At 65.8% G+C, this 17,630-nt stretch carries 14 protein-coding genes and 1 pseudogene; 7 read left to right on the top strand and 8 right to left on the bottom strand.

The window, feature by feature from the left end; all coding sequences use genetic code 11:
- Positions 1-241: 241 nt before the first annotated feature.
- Entirely contained in the window at positions 242-1,102 is an 861-nt protein-coding gene (locus tag ACX80V_RS21115; protein WP_485844789.1) for an SDR family oxidoreductase, read from the bottom strand.
- Positions 1,103-1,504: 402 nt separating this feature from the next.
- On the opposite strand from ACX80V_RS21115, the gene ACX80V_RS21110 reads away from it, so the two are divergent.
- Entirely contained in the window at positions 1,505-1,693 is a 189-nt protein-coding gene (locus ACX80V_RS21110) for a hypothetical protein (RefSeq protein ID WP_485844791.1), read from the top strand.
- Positions 1,694-1,705: 12 nt separating this feature from the next.
- Here ACX80V_RS21110 and ACX80V_RS21105 read toward each other — a convergent pair.
- Positions 1,706-2,053: pseudogene (locus ACX80V_RS21105) on the bottom strand (nuclease-related domain-containing protein); the annotation flags it as partial.
- Between the two features lie 120 nt (positions 2,054-2,173).
- Positions 2,174-3,088 (bottom strand): MSMEG_6728 family protein, encoded by a 915-nt coding sequence (locus tag ACX80V_RS21100; RefSeq protein WP_485844788.1) that lies wholly within the window; start codon positions 3,086-3,088, stop codon positions 2,174-2,176.
- 188 nt (positions 3,089-3,276) lie between these two features.
- On the opposite strand from ACX80V_RS21100, the gene ACX80V_RS21095 reads away from it, so the two are divergent.
- The gene (locus ACX80V_RS21095) at positions 3,277-3,879 is read left to right on the top strand and encodes a hypothetical protein (RefSeq protein ID WP_485844787.1); all 603 of its coding nucleotides are present in this window, start codon (positions 3,277-3,279) and stop codon (positions 3,877-3,879) included.
- Between the two features lie 196 nt (positions 3,880-4,075).
- Here the strand turns inward: ACX80V_RS21095 and ACX80V_RS21090 are convergent, their stop codons facing one another.
- Positions 4,076-4,777 (bottom strand): transglycosylase family protein, encoded by a 702-nt coding sequence (locus ACX80V_RS21090; protein ID WP_485844786.1) that lies wholly within the window; start codon positions 4,775-4,777, stop codon positions 4,076-4,078.
- 290 nt (positions 4,778-5,067) lie between these two features.
- Here ACX80V_RS21090 and ACX80V_RS21085 point away from each other — a divergent pair, with 290 nt between their 5' ends.
- From ACX80V_RS21085 to ACX80V_RS21070, 4 genes are all read left to right on the top strand, one after another.
- Entirely contained in the window at positions 5,068-6,159 is a 1,092-nt protein-coding gene (locus tag ACX80V_RS21085) for an adenosine deaminase (protein ID WP_485844785.1), read from the top strand.
- A 240-nt stretch (positions 6,160-6,399) separates the two neighbouring features.
- The gene (locus tag ACX80V_RS21080) at positions 6,400-7,293 is read left to right on the top strand and encodes a pullulanase X25 domain-containing protein (protein ID WP_485844784.1); all 894 of its coding nucleotides are present in this window, start codon (positions 6,400-6,402) and stop codon (positions 7,291-7,293) included.
- Positions 7,294-7,450: 157 nt separating this feature from the next.
- Positions 7,451-7,996, top strand: coding sequence for a YceI family protein (locus ACX80V_RS21075; RefSeq protein WP_185262704.1), 546 nt, complete (start codon positions 7,451-7,453; stop codon positions 7,994-7,996).
- A 5-nt stretch (positions 7,997-8,001) separates the two neighbouring features.
- Entirely contained in the window at positions 8,002-8,331 is a 330-nt protein-coding gene (locus tag ACX80V_RS21070) for an acylphosphatase (protein ID WP_485844783.1), read from the top strand.
- A 76-nt stretch (positions 8,332-8,407) separates the two neighbouring features.
- Here ACX80V_RS21070 and ACX80V_RS21065 read toward each other — a convergent pair whose 3' ends face one another.
- The 3 genes from ACX80V_RS21065 to ACX80V_RS21055 form a co-directional block, all read right to left on the bottom strand.
- Complete coding sequence (locus tag ACX80V_RS21065) at positions 8,408-9,631, bottom strand: MFS transporter (RefSeq protein WP_485844782.1); 1,224 nt, start codon at positions 9,629-9,631, stop codon at positions 8,408-8,410.
- Positions 9,632-9,672: 41 nt separating this feature from the next.
- Entirely contained in the window at positions 9,673-13,404 is a 3,732-nt protein-coding gene (locus ACX80V_RS21060) for a TM0106 family RecB-like putative nuclease (protein WP_485844781.1), read from the bottom strand.
- 89 nt (positions 13,405-13,493) lie between these two features.
- Positions 13,494-14,690 carry a TerC family protein gene (locus ACX80V_RS21055; RefSeq protein ID WP_485844780.1) on the bottom strand — a complete coding sequence of 399 codons (1,197 nt, stop codon included), beginning with the start codon at positions 14,688-14,690 and terminating at the stop codon, positions 13,494-13,496.
- Positions 14,691-14,828: 138 nt separating this feature from the next.
- Between ACX80V_RS21055 and ACX80V_RS21050 the strand changes: the two genes are divergently transcribed.
- Entirely contained in the window at positions 14,829-17,132 is a 2,304-nt protein-coding gene (locus ACX80V_RS21050; RefSeq protein WP_485844779.1) for an FdhF/YdeP family oxidoreductase, read from the top strand.
- Between the two features lie 15 nt (positions 17,133-17,147).
- Here the strand turns inward: ACX80V_RS21050 and ACX80V_RS21045 are convergent, their stop codons facing one another.
- Positions 17,148-17,477: a DUF6457 domain-containing protein gene (locus ACX80V_RS21045; protein ID WP_248762200.1), complete on the bottom strand. Its 330-nt coding sequence runs from the start codon at positions 17,475-17,477 to the stop codon at positions 17,148-17,150.
- Positions 17,478-17,630: the final 153 nt, after the last annotated feature.

Below are 17,630 nucleotides of genomic sequence, written 5' to 3'. Positions count from 1 at the left end.
CCGCAAGCTCAGCGAAGGACACAGAAAGGGCCTCCGCCGTCGCCACAGCTGCTCTGCTATCCATACTCAAATCATCCCCGGAGGGTGTGACAATAACGGCGAGGCTGAATGGCTATGTGCATAACCCTGCGAAGCAACGATCGGTGCCGCGAATCGCGCCGCGGCAATTCAGGGCCTTAAGTGTCCGTTCGCGCGGGTCGTCGGCGACGGTGGGGCTTAAGTGTCCGTTCGCGCCCGGGGGTTACGGGTGGCGGACTGCGGTGCGCGCCAGAACTGCCCGGTAACCTTCCCGGAACGTCGGGTAGGTGAACTCAAGCCCGGTCCCGCGGAGCAGCGCATTGCTGCAGCGTTTGTTGCCACCACGGGCCTCGTCGGCCGGTCCGACGGGCGGTTCCGGATAGCCCATTTCGGCGGCCAGGAACCGCAGTACATCCCCAAGTTCAGCGGGAGAGTTGTCCACACCGACATATACCGGCGCAGGCATAGCTTCCATCGTGGCCAACTGGACGATCGCCGCAGCGGCGTCGTCCCGGTGGATCCGGTTGGTAAAGCGTGGTTCGTCGGGAACCACGGCATTCCCGCTGCGGACCTGGTCAATCAGCCGAGTCCGGCCCGGACCGTAGATCCCGCCAAGCCGCAGCGTAACGGGCGAAGTACCAGTGCCGCGCAGCCGCGAAACCAGGAGTTCCTCCGCCTCGAGGAGGATCCGTCCGGAGAAACCGCTAGGAACCGCCGTCGTACTCTCATCGACCCAGCCACCGCCGGCGTCCCCGTAGACAGCGGTGGACGACACAAAAAGCACCCGCCGCGGCGTTACGCCGTCACGCTCCAGGGCGTCCATGACATGCGCCAGACCGTCCACGTACGCGGCACGGTAGGCCGCTTCCGTGGGTGAGTCAGCCGCAACCGCCACGACGACGGCGGTGGTGTCGGCCGGGACACCGGGCAGGTCCGTGGAGCCCAGGTCCGCCGCCACACCTTCGATCGCAGAGGGCAGTTTTTCGGGCGAACGCCGCCAGCCCACCACCCGGTGTCCGGCCGCATCGAAGCGCAGGCCCGCTTCGGTGCCAAGATCGCCGCAGCCGGCCAAGAGAATCGTCATGGTGAAAGTCTGCCATTCTTGCCGTCGTGACTCGCATTCGCGGCCTGATCAGGGCGCTGGAAGGGTGGAAACTACCGCTGGCGCGGGAACCGGGACTCTCTGCGGCTGGGGCGAAAGTTGTGAGAGCACGCTGGAGAGCACGCCGAGGGCGAAAATGATCAGTGCCAGCCGGAAGAGCACCCCCAGGCAGCTCGTCCTTTTCCTGCGTGCAGGCTGTGGTCGAACGCTAACCGGAGGGCGTATGGTGCGCGGGTCATCGGAGGGGTCGCGTGCAGTCCGCCAGCGTGCCAAGGATGTGGCAGGGCCTGCAGCATGCATGAAATCCGAAGGTCCAGTCGGAACACTTCCAGTGGTTAGAAGCGGTGGACTTGAGGTTCCGGCAAGCACGTTGGTCAGGAATTGGTGAATGGCTTCGACTGTGTTCGCATCAAGCACGGCCGGCACAGCACCTACGGCGCGGCATACGGTGTCGATGCCCTGGACCCGCGCACCGCTGGCGGTGGTGCCCTGCAGATCGGGTTGTCCAACCATGCACAGCCACGCTTGAACGTAGCGGCGGTGCCGCGGTTCCAGGAGGGCTGCCACAGCTGAGCACTGCTCTACCACCCCGGAGACTTCTCGCTCACGGGAGTAACCGTTTTGCCGCAGGACGCCGTTCCGGAGATGGATGTCGCCGGACCAGTTCTTCGCATCGATCACAATGACACCGCCCGGGCCCACTAAGACATGGTCCAAATTGGCTTTGGGCCGCCCTGGCCAATGCACGTCGTGAAGGGCCATCCAGCCCTGGGCCTCAAGCGTTTCCAATATCGAGGCAACCCGGGCTTCACCAGCGGCACCCGCGGCCCACGCCCGTTCAGCCCGTTCTGCGTAGTCGAGCTGGCGCCTCAGTTTGGCCGCTCGTTCCGCCGCAATCCGCGCCTGCTCAGCAGCGCCGTCGCCTGCCCCCATTTTCGCCCCCAAGCTGTTGGTGCTTTGCTGCCAGCATTCAACGATCACTGTAAGGGAAAAGTTGCGCGGGCGTGCAGGAGTTTAGGCGTCCTCAGTGGCGCGAGACCCCGGCGTGGCCACTCAGGGAGCGGGAACCGGGAAGAACACCCGGGGGTCCTGCAGGAGCGCGGGGTAATCGAACGCGGACCGGTCGATCACCTCGGTGACGGTAAACGTGCGGCCGAACCGGCCGTCGTCGAGCGTGATGGGGCGGCCCAGCACCTGCCCGACGGCGAACTTGTTGCCGTCCTCAAACGAAACCGCGACGGTGGTCTTGCCGGGGAGGGTGGCGAATGCTTCCTCCTGCGCCAGACGCTTCCGGGTGGGCTTCTTCACGAGCTGCTTGGGCGGCAGCTTGCGCGGCTGCTTGGACGGGCGGCGGGAGCCGTCGTCGACGTAAACGGGGGAGTAGCCGTCCTCAGGGGCGCCGGGTGCAACAGCGCCGCCGCGGCGTATCGGCGGCAGCGCCACGGTATCCAGCGTCTGCGGATCGATTTCGGCGTGCGGGTCGCGGAGAATCCAGAGGACATCGCCCTCGGGTTCTGCCGGATAGAACTCGTGCTTGGGCTCAGGCCAAATGAAGTCCAGGTCCAGGTCGGCGTCCGGGAACACCGCCTTGTAGAACTTCGGTTCCTTGCGGAGCAGCTTGGCGCGGTGGCTCAGGTGGAAATCAGGGTTTCCGAGCCACTCCGGCAGCGGGATCTTGGCCGCGTAGTCCGGGTGTGCGGCTTGGGGCGCGAACTCGGTGATGTTGGCGCGCGTGTTGTCTTCATGGCCGCGGTTGGTCCATTCGTCCACCATCGCCAGGCCGTACATGGTAAGCGCCGGAACGTGGCCCATCCACATGCGGACGGCGGGATGGTCCAGCCAGCCGTACTCGGGAATCACCAGAGCCCGGAGGGTCTGCAGCGCCTCGACACGCTGCTTGCCAAGCCTGGCGGTGTCCAGTGCTGCGGCGCTCTGCCGGAAATCGGGATACGGAAGGAAGGTTTGCATCCCTTCAGTCTGACGGCATGCGGCGGATGTGCCAATTGCAGTGCCCGGCGCCACACGCGCGGGATCCTGGCAGCGCCCCTCAACCGCGACAGGGCAGCGGAATAGTTCACATAGTGGACCGATACATACAGCGGATGCCGCTAACCACTAAAATCACCGAAACGCCCCACCGTCCCGGAAGCCCCCTCATGACAATTTCACCTGAAGTGACCGCCGGTTCAACGCAGCTGTTTGTGCCCAAGTTTGGGCAGATGCTTGATCCGGAGGCCAAGGGCATCCTGGTCCTTGATGAATTTACCCTTGACCCGGCCGCGGCGCGCCACGAGCAGCACGGCTTTCGTGCGGCTATGGCCTCAGTGGCCCTGACCCTTCGCCGGATCGTCGCGCTGCGGATCGTCATTGCGCTCGTGGCGATCGGCAACCTGCCCCTGTTCCTGATGTCCAGCGGCTGGTGGATCTACGCTGTCTCCCTCGCGTTGGTGATCGGTGTGCACCTCGCCGTCTCCTGGCTCAACAAGCACGAGCCCAAAGTGCGCCAGCGCCAGATGCTGGAACTGCACCTGCACCGCGAGAAGAGCGCCAACTACCGCAAGGTCCGCGACGCCGTGAAGTACATGATCGACACCCCCAGCCGCATGAATGAGCACCTCTACCTTGAACTGCTGGCGGCCAAGCGTGTGGCGCTGAACCTCGCCCACGGCACGGTGGCCCTGCTGGACACCAGCGACGACGCCGCGTGGAAGGTCCGCATCATCCGTGAGATTCCGGCCGTGGCCAAGGCAGCAGCCTAAGCACGAAGGATCGCGGACGGCAGGAGGATCAGGTCCCTGCCGGCCATTCAGAACACAACAACGGACGACGCCGGAGCTCCCCAGCGAGGGGGGCTCCGGCGTCGTTGTTTCCCGGGGTTGTTTCTGCCGGGCTTTTGTTGTTTCCGTGGGCCGTCGTTCTTGGGGAAGGGGCGGTTCCCGCGGAAAGTGTTGAAGCTTAGGCGGGAAGCTGGAGGACCTGCCCGGAGAACACGAGGTCCGGGTTGGCAATGGTGTCCAGGTTGGCGTCCGCCAGGCTCTGCCAGCCGCCCTCAACGCCAAGCTTGTCGGCGACGGTGCTCAGGGTGTCGCCGGGCTCAAGCGTGTAGGTCTCGCCACTCAGTTCCACGGGCGCGGCGTGCTGCGGAGCCGTCACCGCATCCGTCGCGGCCGGCACGGCTGGTGCCTGCTCCACAGGCGCCTGGACTGGCACGCTCTCCACAGGAGCCTGGACTGGCACGCTCTCCACAGGAGCCTGGACCGGTGCACTCTGGACTGGCGCGCTCTGGGGAGCCACCGCCGTCGCACCCCCTCCGCCGCTCAGGCCAAGCTCCGCGGTGCAGGACGGCCACGCTCCCCAGCCCTGCGATGCCTGGACCTGTTCGGCCACGGCGATCTGCTGCTCGCGGCTGGCGTCGGCTGCGGAACCGGTGCCGCCGTAGGCAGCCCAAGTGCTGGCGCTGAACTGCAGGCCGCCCGAGTAGCCGTTGCCGGTATTTGTGGCCCAGTTTCCGCCGCTTTCACACTGCGCCAGTGCGTCCCAGGTTGCGCCGTCGGTGGCAGCGTTGGCCGCGGTGACGGAGAGTGAAAGGCCAGCCGCGGAAATGGCGGCAACGGCTACTCCACGGCGTGCGGCAGTACGGATGGTTTTGTTGTTCATGGTGTGATGCTCCTGAAGGCCACCAGCGCTCGGTCCGTCCCCGGAGGTTATTGCGCCACTGCCCGCCCCTGACGATATAGAGGTCAATTTTCGGTGTCTGCCGGCCGGGCAGTTCTGGTGGAGGCAGCACCGGGCATTCATGTCGCCCGAAGAACGGGCTTGCATTTCACGCTAGGACATCAGGAGGCCGTTATCAAACCGAGATGATTTCTGGTGGTCAGCTGGTGATGTCCTGATGGAAGTGGTCTGCTGAGAGGGCGAGGACCGGCTGGCAGGCATATCCTGACCGGATGAATATCTTTGCGGACGGAACCGCGGTGCCCGAAACAGAAGCTGCCGCCACTGAAACTGAAGCTGCCGCGGCAGAAACAGAAACAGCAACAGACCTGCAGGAAGTAGCGGCGCTGCTCGTGCCGGTCGCGGAACTGCACCTGCACATTGAGGGCACGCTGCAGCCGGAGCTGATCCTCGAACTGGCCGAACGCAACGGCATCACCCTCCCGCACTCAGGCCTGGAGGAGCTCCGGGGACTGTACGAGTTCACGGACCTGCAGTCCTTCCTCGACCTGTACTACGCCAACATGGTGGTGCTGCAGACCGAACATGACTTCGCCGATATGACCCGCGCCTACCTCGCCCGCGCCGCAGCCGCGGGGGTCCGGCACGCGGAGATCATGATGGACCCGCAGGCCCACCTGTCCCGCGGCGTCAGCCTGGAAACCTGCGTCAAAGGCGTGGCGTCGGCGCTGGCCACCTCCCAGGAGGACTTCGGCATGTCCACCCTGCTGATTGCCGCATTCCTGCGGGACCAGTCCGAGGAATCCGCGCTGGAGGTCCTGGACGGACTGCTGGCCATGAATGCCCCCATCGCGGCCATCGGCCTGGATTCGGCCGAGGTGGGCAACCCGCCGGCCAAGTTTGAGCGGCTGTTCGCCAAAGCCCGCGAAGCGGGCCTGCGGCTGACCGCGCACGCAGGCGAGGAGGGACCGCCGTCGTACATTATCGAAGCGCTGGACATCCTGGGAGTGGAACGGATTGACCACGGCATCCGCTGCATGGAGGACCCGGACCTGGTGGAGCGGCTGGTGGCGGACCGGATTCCGCTGACGGTCTGCCCGCTGTCAAACGTCCGGCTGCGTGCCGTGGACACCCTGGCGGACCATCCCTTGCCGGCCATGCTCGCCGCCGGGCTCAACGTCTCCGTGAACTCGGATGATCCGGCCTACTTTGGTGGGTACGTGGACGACAACTTTTCCCAGCTGAAGGCCGTTTTTGACCTTTCAGACTTCGACAGGTCCCGGCTCGCGGCCAATTCCATCCATTCGTCGTTCGCCTCCGAGGAGCGAAAAGCAGAGCTTCTGGACGAACTGAACCGCGGGTAGCTCCGCTCGTTCCCACTCGCTACACTGGTGCGCGAGCGCGTGCGGGAAGAGTTCGGCGATACCCGGGATTTGTGCGCCAGGGTTGAGAAAACAGCCCCCTAGCCGAGACTCCTGCCTCACTTTTGCTGTAATCCGCGTCATAGTGGGTCATGACACGCAGAGTTAACCAATTCAAGTCGCGCGATTTAACAGGGTCTTGGCAGGATGCCTAGTGACAGATCGCATTACGCAAGGGGAATCATGGCCAAGTCCATCGCAGATAACACCGACCTCCGTCTCAAGACCGTGCTGCACGTCCTGACGGAAGGGGTCTGGTCCGGCGGTTCACTCAATGCCGGCGAGGTTCTGGCGGAAGCCACCGCGCGCGTGCCGTTCAGTGATCATGAGGCCACGCTGCTCAGCGGCGGCATTCCGCGCGGGCACAAGACGCTCACGTCCGCCACGGCGAAGCTGGTCAAGGCCGGCTGGCTGGTCAAGGGCCGTTCCGGCTGGACCATCACCGATGACGGCATGCGCGCGACGGTCGCCTTCCCCGATGCGGATTCCTTCGCGGTAGCGCTCGACGCCGGCACTCCGGTTCCTGCCGACGTCGCCATTCCGCCGGCACCCGCACCGGCAGCGGCAGTCAAGGCGGCTCCCGCCAAGAAGGCCCCGGCAAAGCGGACGCCCGCTAAGAAGGCTGCCGACGCCGTCGGGAAGGCCGCCAAGGCAATCGAAGACGCCATCGAGGACGCCGTAGAGCCCGTGGTCAAGGCGGTCCGCTCGCGCAAGGCAGCGCCCAAAACTGCGGCTAAGGCTGCGACCAAGGCCGAAGCGCCCGCTGTGGAGACTTTCCCGCAGCCTGAGGCCGTCGCGGTTGCCGGCGACTTCAATACCATCCTGGGCGCGCCGGAAAACTGGGCCCCGCAGTACGACGAGGCCCAGCTGACCCTCGATGCCCTGGATCAGCTGTGGAAGATCAGCGCCGACCTGCCCGCCGGCTCTTACACCTTCAAGATCGCCCTGAACCGGTCGTGGGACGAGAACTATGGCGCGTTCGGCACGTTCGATGGCCCCAACCACGAACTGCACCACGACGGCGGCACTGTCACCATCCGCTACGACCACCGCACGCGGGACATCACCATCAACTGACCGGGCCCGCCCAGCCCGACGAGTTTTCGTCCAGATAACGGCATCTGCGGGCGGATTTAGGGTCAGTATCTGGACAAAAACTCCGGAGTGAAGCAGTGTGGAAACCGGTCGTCCTGGCCGGTTTCCACAGCACTGTTTCCCACAAAGGAGATGCAAAGTGACCCTACCTTCAGGCCTTACCTCGGGCGTCTGGACCCTGGACATGTCGCACAGCGAGATTGGCTTCACTGTCCGGCACGCGGGCATCAGCAAGGTCCGCGGACGTTTCACGGACGCCTCGGCCGAAGCCCGCGTTGGCTCATCCCTCGCCGAGGCTTCGCTTCACGCCACGGTCAAAACGGCCAGCTTCGATTCAGGCGACGCCAACCGCGACGGGCACGTGAAGGGGGCGGACTTCTTCGATGTGGAGGAGTACCCCGAGATGACGTTCCGGGCCACCTCGGTGGAGGGCGACGGCGAGGATTACACGCTCACGGGCGATCTCACCATCCGCGGAATCACCAAGCCGGTGGAGCTGGAGGTCGAGTTCACCGGGGTGGCAGTGGACCCCTTTGGTGCCACCCGCGCAGGATTCTCCGCGGAGTGCGAGATCAGCCGCAAGGAGTTCGGCCTGACCTGGAACGCCGCACTGGAAGCCGGCGGCCTGCTGGTCAGCGACAAGGTCAAGATCAACGTCGAAGCGGCGCTGGTCAAGCAGTCCTGACGGCCATGAGGTTTTCCGGGCGCCGGCGTGACTCCAGTCGGGATATCCCTGGCCACGATAGCGGCGATATCCGGCTCTCTGCCCGCGTCTTTGGCGTGGTGCAGGGGGTCGGATTCCGTTTCTGGACAATGGGCAAGGCCGACGAACTGGCGCTCAAGGGCGTGGTGAGAAACCTCGACGACGGCTCGGTGTCCATCGAGGCCGAAGGGCCGGAGCAGCAGGTCCAAAAGCTCCTGGACTGGCTGAGGTCGGAGAACGCGCCCGGCCGGGTGGAACGGGTGGAGGAGTCCATCTCCGCGGCCGACGGATCGTTCCGGGACTTTCGGGCCCGCTGAGAGGCCCCCTGACAGGCTCCCCGCCAGCCCGCGCGGGAGGGGCCTATGTGGACGTTTCGGCGCCGTGCGCTGAAGGCTATGGGGACGTTGCTTCGGCCAAAGTGGCTTGGCGTTCCTTCGGCCCCGGCGGATAGGCGTGCCGCCGTCCGGCAAGGATCAGCACAAACGCGACGACGGCGGGGATTGCGGCGGCGATCGGGATCAGGAGCGGCCCCGCAAGGGTGAGGGCGGCGGCGCCGAACATCGCGCCGATCATGATCCCGATCTGGATGGTCAGTACCGTCAGGCCGTTGGCGGCGTCCCTGTACTCGCCGCCGGCCCGGAGGATGGCGGACTGGTTGTAGATCCCCATCGCGCCGATGCCTGTGCCCCAGACCAGCATCAGGACCAGCGTGACCGGCAGCGCCAAGGCCGGCAGGACGCTTCCCACCAGCGGGAGCAAGGCCACAGACACTACAACGCCGGCGACGGTGATCAGGAGCCAGCGCCGCGGACGGGAATCCACGGTGATGCCAGCGATCCAGATGCCCACCAACCCGGCAACACCGAGAACACTGATGGACAGCGGGATGCTGAAGTCGGGCAGTCGGACCTCGCGCAAGAACGGCGCAATGTAGGTGAACAAGGCGAAATGGGCCATGAGCATCAGCGGCCAGCCAACGGCGACAGTCTTCACTCCCGGCTGGCCGATCGCCTTGCGGATGGATGGGTGCGGAGCATCGGGGATGCGCCGCACCGGGGGAAGCAGCAACACGGCAAGGAGCGCCAGCACCACCCCGGAGGCGGCCAGGACCAGGAACGCCGCCCGCCAGCCGACGATGTTGCCCAGGGCGGTGCCCACCGGGGCGCCAATGGCCAGTCCCAGGCTGTTGCCGCTGAACACGATGGCCAGTGCCTTGCCCACTTTGTGGGCGGGGACGATCCGCGCCACAAACGGGGCCATGGCGGACCACAGCAGGCCGTGCGCGATGCCGCCCACCACGCGTGAACCCATGGCCGCGCCGAAATCGGAGGCGATGGCCACCAAGGCGTTACTGGCCGCGAAGAACAGGATCAACGCGATGAGCAGGTAGTGCCGCGGGACCCGCGACAGTAGCAGCGATAAAGGGATCACGGTGACCACGATGATGGCCGCGTAACCGGCCGTCAGGTAGCCGGCGGTCGCCTCGGAGACCCGGAGGTCGGCGCTGATCTGGGGCAGCAGGCCGGAGGGCAGGAGTTCGGTGGTGATGGCGGTGAAGCCGATGGCGGCAAGGACTATCAGGGCGCCGACAGGCAACCTGTTGCTCTGGGAGGTCACCCCACGAACTTACCTTGATTCAGCGGTGAGAACACGGTTTCTCAGGGTGTTGCGCGGCTGTGACTACCAGGGCTGTGGAGACCCGCGCTGAGGCCGATGAAGGCGCCAAGTTCCTCAAGCACCGCCGGTTTGGCCGGCATGTAATTCGTGAGCTCGGGGGAGCGGATGATCACGGCCCGCCACTGGCCCCGTGACACAGCCACGTTGATCCGGTTCCGGTTCAACAGGAATTCGGCCCCGCGCGGAGCCTCGGCAACTGCGGAGCAGGCCATGGACACCAGGACCACCGGCGCCTCCTGGCCCTGGAACTTGTCCACCGTGCCCACCCGGACACCCGGCAGCCCGGCGTCGTGCAGGGCCTGCCGGATCAGCTGGACCTGGGCGTTGTAAGCGGCCACCACCAGGATGTCTTCCGGGTTCAGGGGCCTGGCCGGCTTGTCGTCGCCGGGAAGCCATTTCAGCCCGATGTGCCGCTGGGCCTGACGGACCACCTCGGTAGCTTCCTCTGCGGAGGACTTGGTGTTCCCGCTGTGGTCCACAAAGACTGTTTCCACCCCGGCCGGCAGTTCCGCGAGGCTGCGGAGGGATGCCGCAGGCGCAGCTTCGAGTTTTCCGTCGTAGCTGAGGACGGACACGGCCCGGCACAGGTCCGGATGCATGCGCCAACTGTCCGCCAGGAAGTAGCCCAGTTCGCCGGGGAGGGTGGCGTGCCCGGCAGCGAGCCAGCCGAGGGCGGACTCGTCCACGGGCTCCGGGTGCGAGCCCTGCGTGACCTGCGGCAGCTGCTGCGGGTCACCGAGGAGCAGGAGCCGCTTGGCCGCGCGGGCCACGGCCAGGGTGTTGGCCAGAGAGAACTGGCCGGCCTCGTCAATGACCAACAGGTCCAAGGATCCGGCGGGGACGGACCTGCCCGTCATGGTCCAGGCGGTGCCGCCCACCAGGCAGCCGCCGGGGGAGGCGAGCAGCGCGGCGACGTCGTCGTCGGACGTGCGGTGCCACAGCACGGGGTGCGGGGCGGCCAGCTTCTTCGCCACCCGCGCCGGATCCACACCGGCGGTTTCGATCGCGGTGCACAGCATGTTCTCCACCACTGCGTGGGACTGCCCCACCACACCGATCTTCCAGCCCTGCTCCACCAGCCGGGCAATGACATGCGAGCCGACGTAGGTTTTGCCCGTCCCGGGAGGGCCCTGCACGGCAAGGTACGAATGATCAAGGTCCAGCAGCGTGGCGGTGATCGCCGTGACGTAGTCCGCTGCACCGGTGGCGTCCTTGCCGACGGCGGCGGGACCCGGCATCGAATGGAAGCGCGGCGGCACCTTGCGCAGGATGTCGACGCCGGGGTGTTCCGGAAGGACGGGGACCGAGGCGCCGACACTCTGGGCCAGCTCGGCCAGGGCGGCTTCGATGCTGGCGGTGCGGATCGGCTGGTCCTCGGTGAGCGCCACCGGAATATGCGGATAGGCGGGGACCTTGCCTGTTTCCCGCTCCTCGATGGTGATCATGGTCTGGCCGGCAACCCGCGGGTGGTCCTCCACAGCGGTTACCAGCGTGCCAAAGGTGAACCCGCGGCCCGTGGTGGTTCCCAGCGGATCGTCCAGGCCGTCAGGGACAGGGGAGTCGTAGAGCCGGCACCAGGTGCTCCCGGGTTTGAACTCCGACCCTTCGCTCATGATTCCGGTCAGCCTCAGCGTGCGGGTGCGCATCCGGGCCGTGGGCTTTGCGAGCTCCCAGTCCGTCAGTATTTCCGCGGTATCCACCACAAACACGTTGCGGTGCTCGGACCAGTGGTCGATCTCGGACTCGGTGCGGTCGAAATGCTCCCACCAGAACTGCTTGCGCTCGCGGCGGTGGTACCCGGTGGCGGCGGCCACCATGGCGATGGCCCGTTCGTCGTTGGTCCACGGCCGGTTGTCCGGGAGGCCGGCCAGGTAGGCCTGCAGGCGGCGCTCCTCCGGTGTTGGTTCGGGTTCCGGAATTGGTGGCGGGGCAGCAACTGCGGCCGACGACGGCGCCGGCCGCCCGCCGTCGTCGGACGTTCCGGTTGTCGCCGCGCTTGAGGCAGTCGCCCCTCGCAGACCCAGCAGCCAGTCGCGGAGGCGGAGGGTGGAGAGGCAGTCGTACTCGTTGTAGTCGGAGATGGAGGCCAGGATGTGTGCGGCCGTGGCGGCGTCGCCGTCGTCCCGGGCAGCGCAGTAACCGGCATACGCCACCACGGAGGCTCCGGCGTCCTTCACGTCCCCGGAGCGGAGGTTGCTGCCCATGTACAGGGGCTCAAGCTTCTTGATGGAGTAGGACGGCTCGGAGATCCGCAGCGAATGCCGGGCGGTGGCGTAGAGGTCCACGAGCACGCCTTCGCGGAGCCAGTTGTCCACGATGTCCTCGCCGGCGAGGTGCGCGACGGACAGGTTCCGGAGCGCCGATTTCTCGTAGGCGGCGTAGTGGTAGACGTGCATGTCGGGGTGCCTGGCCCGGCGCACTTCCACGTAGGCGAGGAAGTCCAGGAAGGCCTGCCGCTCCTCGTTGCGTGAATGCGCCCAAAAGGGTCGGAAGACGGGCTTGTCAGCCGCGACTGCGTCAGCTGCGTCACCGTCAAACACAGGCGCCTCGATGACGCCGAACAGGTACTCCAGCCCCCACTTGCTGGTGGCGGGGTCCTGCCAGAGCGGATCGCCCTCGAAGTCGAAGAAGATGTCGCCGGGACTGGGCCGGGGTATCTCTGCCAGGGCGTTCTCGGGCAGCACCTTGAAGGTGACGGTATGCTCCTCGCCGTCCTTGGAGTAAGTGCGCGAACCGTCCGGAACGTCCCGGCCCAGCTGCATCCTGGCCTGGTCGCGGAGCCGGGCCACAGAGCCGGTGGCCTTGCTGAGCGGGAGATCCGCCAGTGCGTCGATGGTGGTGATGTGATCGGCGATGAGTTTCTTCCGCCGGAGGGTGGTCATGCCGCCCACCATCAGGAGGTCGCGGTGGGACTGGACCTGTTCGGCGCAGTAGTTGCACCGCCCGCAGTATGCGACGCCGGGCTGTTGCCACTGCACCGCCGAACCGGCCTCCCGGTGGGCGCCGGTCAGGGCGCGGAAGCGGTCGCGGCGCTCGCGGAAAACCGGCAGCAGGTCCGGCAGGGAGTGGTGGCTGCGGACGTAGTCGCCGTCCACCACGGCGCCCAGCACCAGCGTGACCCGGGGCGACGGGTCCAGGCCCATGCCGATGAGCTGATCGCCGTAGGCGGCGAGCTGCAGGAGCGCACCCACCTTGGCGTGCCGTGCCAGCTTGGTGTCCCACACCTCGTAGCGTCCAGGATTGCCGGTGCCGGCAGCCTCATTGACGATGAAGTCGGCGTAGCCCAGGAATTCTCCGTCGAAAAAAGTTGCCTGGAAGACGACATCGGCCCCGACGCGGAGCGCGAGTTCCGTTTCAGCGTGCTTGGCCAGCAGCTCGCCGCGCGTGTTCTCCCCGCGCTCGATCGAGTACACCCCGGCGCCGCGTCCGGCGTCCCACGCGCCATACTGCGCGACCAAGCCGGCCAGGACCTTGGCCTCGTGCTTGTCACCGAGCGCCCCGGCACGGCGCTGCATTTCGTCGTCGGGAAACTGCGCCTTGGGGGTCCGGCCCAGTTTCTCGTCCAGGATGCGGAGCGTGCGGTACTCACATTCGCTGGCGGCCACCAGGTCGCTGGCGGAAAACACCAGGTCCTGCGGCGCGCTGGGGCGGGGATCAGCGAGGCGCGGATCAACAGTACCGGGATCAGCGCTGGCTGGATCGAGCAGAAACACGGGGCCTCCCCATTGACGTGCCTGGCCGGAGGACAGTTCCCCTGACGCTGGTTTGAATCTAGCAAGAGGGGCTGACAATCAGGCCCCGGCTACTCCTGCGCCGCCCGCACCTGGGCTTCGTCATGCTCAGTGTGGGCCTTGCGAAGGAGGTCCATAAACTCGGTTTCGTTGCGGATGAGCCGTTTGTACTTCTCCGGCAGGCTGCGGATCTGGTCTTCCTCCCGGACCATCCGGGCGAACAGCTTGTCCCGCTCCGCCATGTCCGTTTCGTAGTTGAGGTCCAGGTATTCGGTGGCGTGCCGCTTGGCGCCGGACACCGCGTTCTTGGCCTTGCCCTTGGGGCTGAAGATCGAGGCCAGGACGGTGACCGCCAGGACGCCCAGGATCACGGTCAGGGACACACCGGTGCTGACTTCGATGACGTTGACGTGCCCTCCGTCGTTGATGAACGGCAGGTTGTTCTCGTGCAGGGCATGGAGGATGAGCTTGACGCCGATGAAGCCGAGGATGGCGGCGAGACCGTAGGCAAGGAAGATCAGCCGGTCCAGCAGTCCGTCGATCAGGAAGAAGAGCTGGCGCAGGCCCATGAGCGAGAACGCGGTGGCCGTGAAGACGATGAAGACGTTCTGCGTGAGGCCGAAGATGGCGGGAATGGAGTCCAGTGCAAACAGGATGTCGGTGCCGCCAATGGCCACCATCACCAGGAGCATCGGGGTGAGGACGCGTTTGCCGTTCTCCTGGGTGAAGAGTTTGTCGCCATCGTAATGGGCCGACGCCGGGAGGTACTTTTTGGCGAGCCTGACCACCAGGCCTTCGGCGTCTTCGTCGTGGCCGTCCGGCTTGAGCAGGTTCCCCGCGGTGATCAGCAGGATCAGGCCGAAGATGTAGAACACCCACGCGAAGCTGTTGATCAAAGCGGCGCCAAGGAAAATGAACGCCGTCCGGGCGATCAGCGAAAACACGATGCCGAAGAGCAGCACCTTCTGCTGGTCCGCACGGGGGACCTTGAAGCTGGCCATGATGATCAGGAACACAAAGAGGTTGTCCACGGACAGGGCCTTCTCCGTGATGTATCCGGCGAAGTACTCGGTGCCCATGGTGGTGCCACCGAACAACAGCACGCCCAGGCCAAAGAGGAGGGCGATCCCCACATAGATGGAGGACCAGATGGCCGATTCTTTGAGCGTGGGCGTGTGTGCCTTGCGGACATGGAAGAAGAAATCGAAAGCCAGCAGGCCCACAATTCCCGCGATGGTCAGGGTCCAGACAAAGGGAGGGACGTCCATCAGTCCACCCTACCTAGGCGTTTGCCGTTAGTCCTGCTTGACTTGGATGACCCCCTCTATAAGGGTGGACTGGGACCGTCACACCGAGCTGAAAACCGGTGCACTGCCGGTGTGAGCTTGAACCAAGGAGAGTGCAACGTGGCACGCAAGAACCCGCACGTGGAAGAGGCCAACGAGGCTGACATCGAGGTCAGTGGCCACCCCAAGACGTGGGCCGCCGGCGTCCCGGGCGTCTACCACTCGTTGGAGCCGGCCGTGCAGCACATGGGCCTGGTCAGGACCGGGAAAACCCTGCTTGCCCTGAACCAGAAGGACGGTTTCGACTGCATGAGCTGCGCGTGGCCGGACCCGGGCCACCGCAAGACGTTCGAGTTCTGCGAAAACGGCGCCAAGGCCGTCACCTGGGAGGCCACTCCGGTGGTGATCGGCTCCGAATTCTGGGCCGAGAACCCGGTCAGTGACCTGCGGCAGCGGTCCGAGTACTGGCTGGGGATGCAGGGGCGCCTCACCGAGCCTGTCCACAAGCCGGCGGGGGAGGACCACTACCGGCCGGTCAGCTGGGAGCAGGCGTTCACCATCGTCGCCGACAAGCTCAAGGGGCTGCCGAGCCCGGACCAGACCGCCTTCTACACCAGCGGCCGGACCTCCAACGAGGCCGCGTTCCTCTACCAGCTATTTGTCCGGGCCTACGGGACCAACAACCTGCCGGACTGCTCCAACATGTGCCACGAGTCCTCTGGCTGGGCCATGGGCCAGACCATCGGCATCGGCAAGGCCACCATCTCCTACGATGACTTCGCCAAGGCGGACCTGATCATCGTGATGGGCCAGAACCCGGGCACCAACCACCCGCGGATGCTGACCGCCCTGGAGGAAGCCAAGGAGGCGGGAGCCAGCATTGTGGCCGTGAATCCGCTGCCGGAAGCGGGCCTGATGCGCTACAAGAACCCGCAGAAGGTCAAGGGGATCATTGGCCGCGGCACGGAGATCGCCGACCAGTTCCTGCAGGTCCGCATCGGCGGGGACATGGCCCTGCTCCAAGCCGTCTCCAAGCGGGTACTGGACGCGGAAGCTGCGGATCCGGGCACGGTGCTGGACCACGCGTTCCTCGCCGAACACTGCCAGGGTCTGGAGGAGCTTCGCGAGCACCTTTCCCAGCTGGACGAGGCTGCCGTGCTGGCGGCCACCGGCCTGCGGACCGAGGATATCGACGAGCTCGCGGACCGTTATCTCAGGGCGGAGAAGGTGATCATCACGTGGGCCATGGGCATCACCCAGCACAAGAAGGGCGTGGCCACCATCAAGGAGATCATCAACCTCCTGCTGCTCCGGGGCAACATCGGCAAGCCCGGCGCCGGAGCCTCTCCCATCCGCGGTCACAGCAACGTCCAGGGCGACCGCACCATGGGCATCTGGGAGCAGATGCCGCCGGCATTCTTGGACGCCCTCGGCAAGGAATTCAGCTTCGAACCGCCGCGCGAACACGGCGTCGATTCCGTCGATACCATCAGGCAAATGCGCGACGGCGGCATCAAGGTTTTCGTGGCCATGGGCGGTAACTTCGTGGGAGCCATTTCGGACACCCACGCGGCGTTCGCGGCGATGGAGAACACCGAGCTCTCGGTCCAGATTTCCACCAAACTCAACCGCTCGCACACGGTCACCGGCGCCGAGGCGCTGATCCTGCCCACGATGGGCCGCACGGAGATCGACATGCAGGAATCCGGTCCGCAGTTTGTGTCCGTGGAGGACACGGTCTGCGCCGTGCATGCCTCACACGGAACCGTGAAACCGGTGGCGCCGGGCCTGCTGTCCGAAGTGGCAATCGTCAGCAGGCTGGCCCAAAAAGTGGTGGGTGACTCCGTGCAGGCGGACTGGGCCGGGTTCGAGAAGAACTACGACCTCATCCGGGACCACATCTCGCACGTGGTCAGCGGCTGCGAGGACTACAACCGGAAGATCCGGCAGGACGGCGGTTTTGTGCTCCCGAACGGGCCCCGGGATTCCCGGACGTTCACCACCCCGACGGGCAAGGCCATGCTCACCGTCAACGAGCTCGAACATATGGAGCGGCCGGCCGGAACGCTGATCCTGCAGAGCATGCGCTCGCACGACCAGTTCAACACCACCATCTACGGCAACAACGACCGCTACCGGGGCATCAAGAAGGGCCGCGAAGTGGTGTTTGTCAGCCCCGGGGACCTCGCCGAACTGGGACTCAGCGACGGGCAGCACGTGGATATCCACGGCGTGTACCAGGACAACGTGGAGCGGGTGCTGCGGAACTTCCGGGTGGTCTCCTACCCCACGGCGGCCGGCTGTGCGGCAGCCTACTACCCCGAGGCCAACGTGCTGGTGCCGCTGGACAGCGTGGCCGAGGGCAGCCAGACGCCGGCGTCGAAGGAAGTGATCGTCCGGCTGGAGCCCGTAGCCGTTGATTGAGCGTGTCTAGACCCGCTACTGGCCGGTGTCCGCCCAGCCCCCAGCCGCCGGGCCGCCGTCGTGCCCGTCCTCGCACAGCCGGAAGGCGACGTCGGCCGCCTGGGTGACTGCCGCCGTCGACTTTTCCTTGGATCCGGCGCTGCCGTTGCCGGCGGCGAGCCCTGCGGCGTAACCCACCAGGAACGTGGTGACCGGTGCAGCCGCATGGATCACCGAGCCGGCAGACTTCCTGGCCAGATCAAGGAGGAGTTCCTGATCCACCTCCAGGTCCAGGATCTGCAGTGCCTGCGCCAGTCGCTGCGTCCACTGGTCCAGGACCTGGGCTTCGTTCTCGTCAACAGTCATGTTCGCTCCTAGGTTGCCGGTTCGCTGCTGGTGGGCGGCAGGGGAAATCCTTGCCCATTGCCCACGACACTACAAGGCCTGGGCGGCTGCGTCACCGGGCTGCGGCAGCATCCTTGACACTCCGTTTTGCCCTGAGGAATATCGAAGGTGCCG

Source organism: Pseudarthrobacter arbutini, assembly GCF_054510915.1.
Note: the sequence above shows the minus strand (reverse complement) of the source record. Positions and strands in the feature narration are given on the sequence as shown.

Excerpts from the sequence above, each read along its gene's own strand:
- ACX80V_RS21115 (WP_485844789.1), bottom strand. The coding sequence starts at position 1,102 with ATGACGATTCTCTTGGCCGGCTGCGGCGATCTTGGCACCGAAGCGGGC.
- ACX80V_RS21100 (WP_485844788.1), bottom strand. The coding sequence starts at position 3,088 with ATGCAAACCTTCCTTCCGTATCCCGATTTCCGGCAGAGCGCCGCAGCA.
- ACX80V_RS21095 (WP_485844787.1), top strand. The coding sequence starts at position 3,277 with ATGACAATTTCACCTGAAGTGACCGCCGGTTCAACGCAGCTGTTTGTG.
- ACX80V_RS21090 (WP_485844786.1), bottom strand. The coding sequence starts at position 4,777 with ATGAACAACAAAACCATCCGTACTGCCGCACGCCGTGGAGTAGCCGTT.
- ACX80V_RS21085 (WP_485844785.1), top strand. The coding sequence starts at position 5,068 with ATGAATATCTTTGCGGACGGAACCGCGGTGCCCGAAACAGAAGCTGCC.
- ACX80V_RS21080 (WP_485844784.1), top strand. The coding sequence starts at position 6,400 with ATGGCCAAGTCCATCGCAGATAACACCGACCTCCGTCTCAAGACCGTG.
- ACX80V_RS21070 (WP_485844783.1), top strand. The coding sequence starts at position 8,002 with ATGAGGTTTTCCGGGCGCCGGCGTGACTCCAGTCGGGATATCCCTGGC.
- ACX80V_RS21055 (WP_485844780.1), bottom strand. The coding sequence starts at position 14,690 with ATGGACGTCCCTCCCTTTGTCTGGACCCTGACCATCGCGGGAATTGTG.
- ACX80V_RS21045 (WP_248762200.1), bottom strand. The coding sequence starts at position 17,477 with ATGACTGTTGACGAGAACGAAGCCCAGGTCCTGGACCAGTGGACGCAG.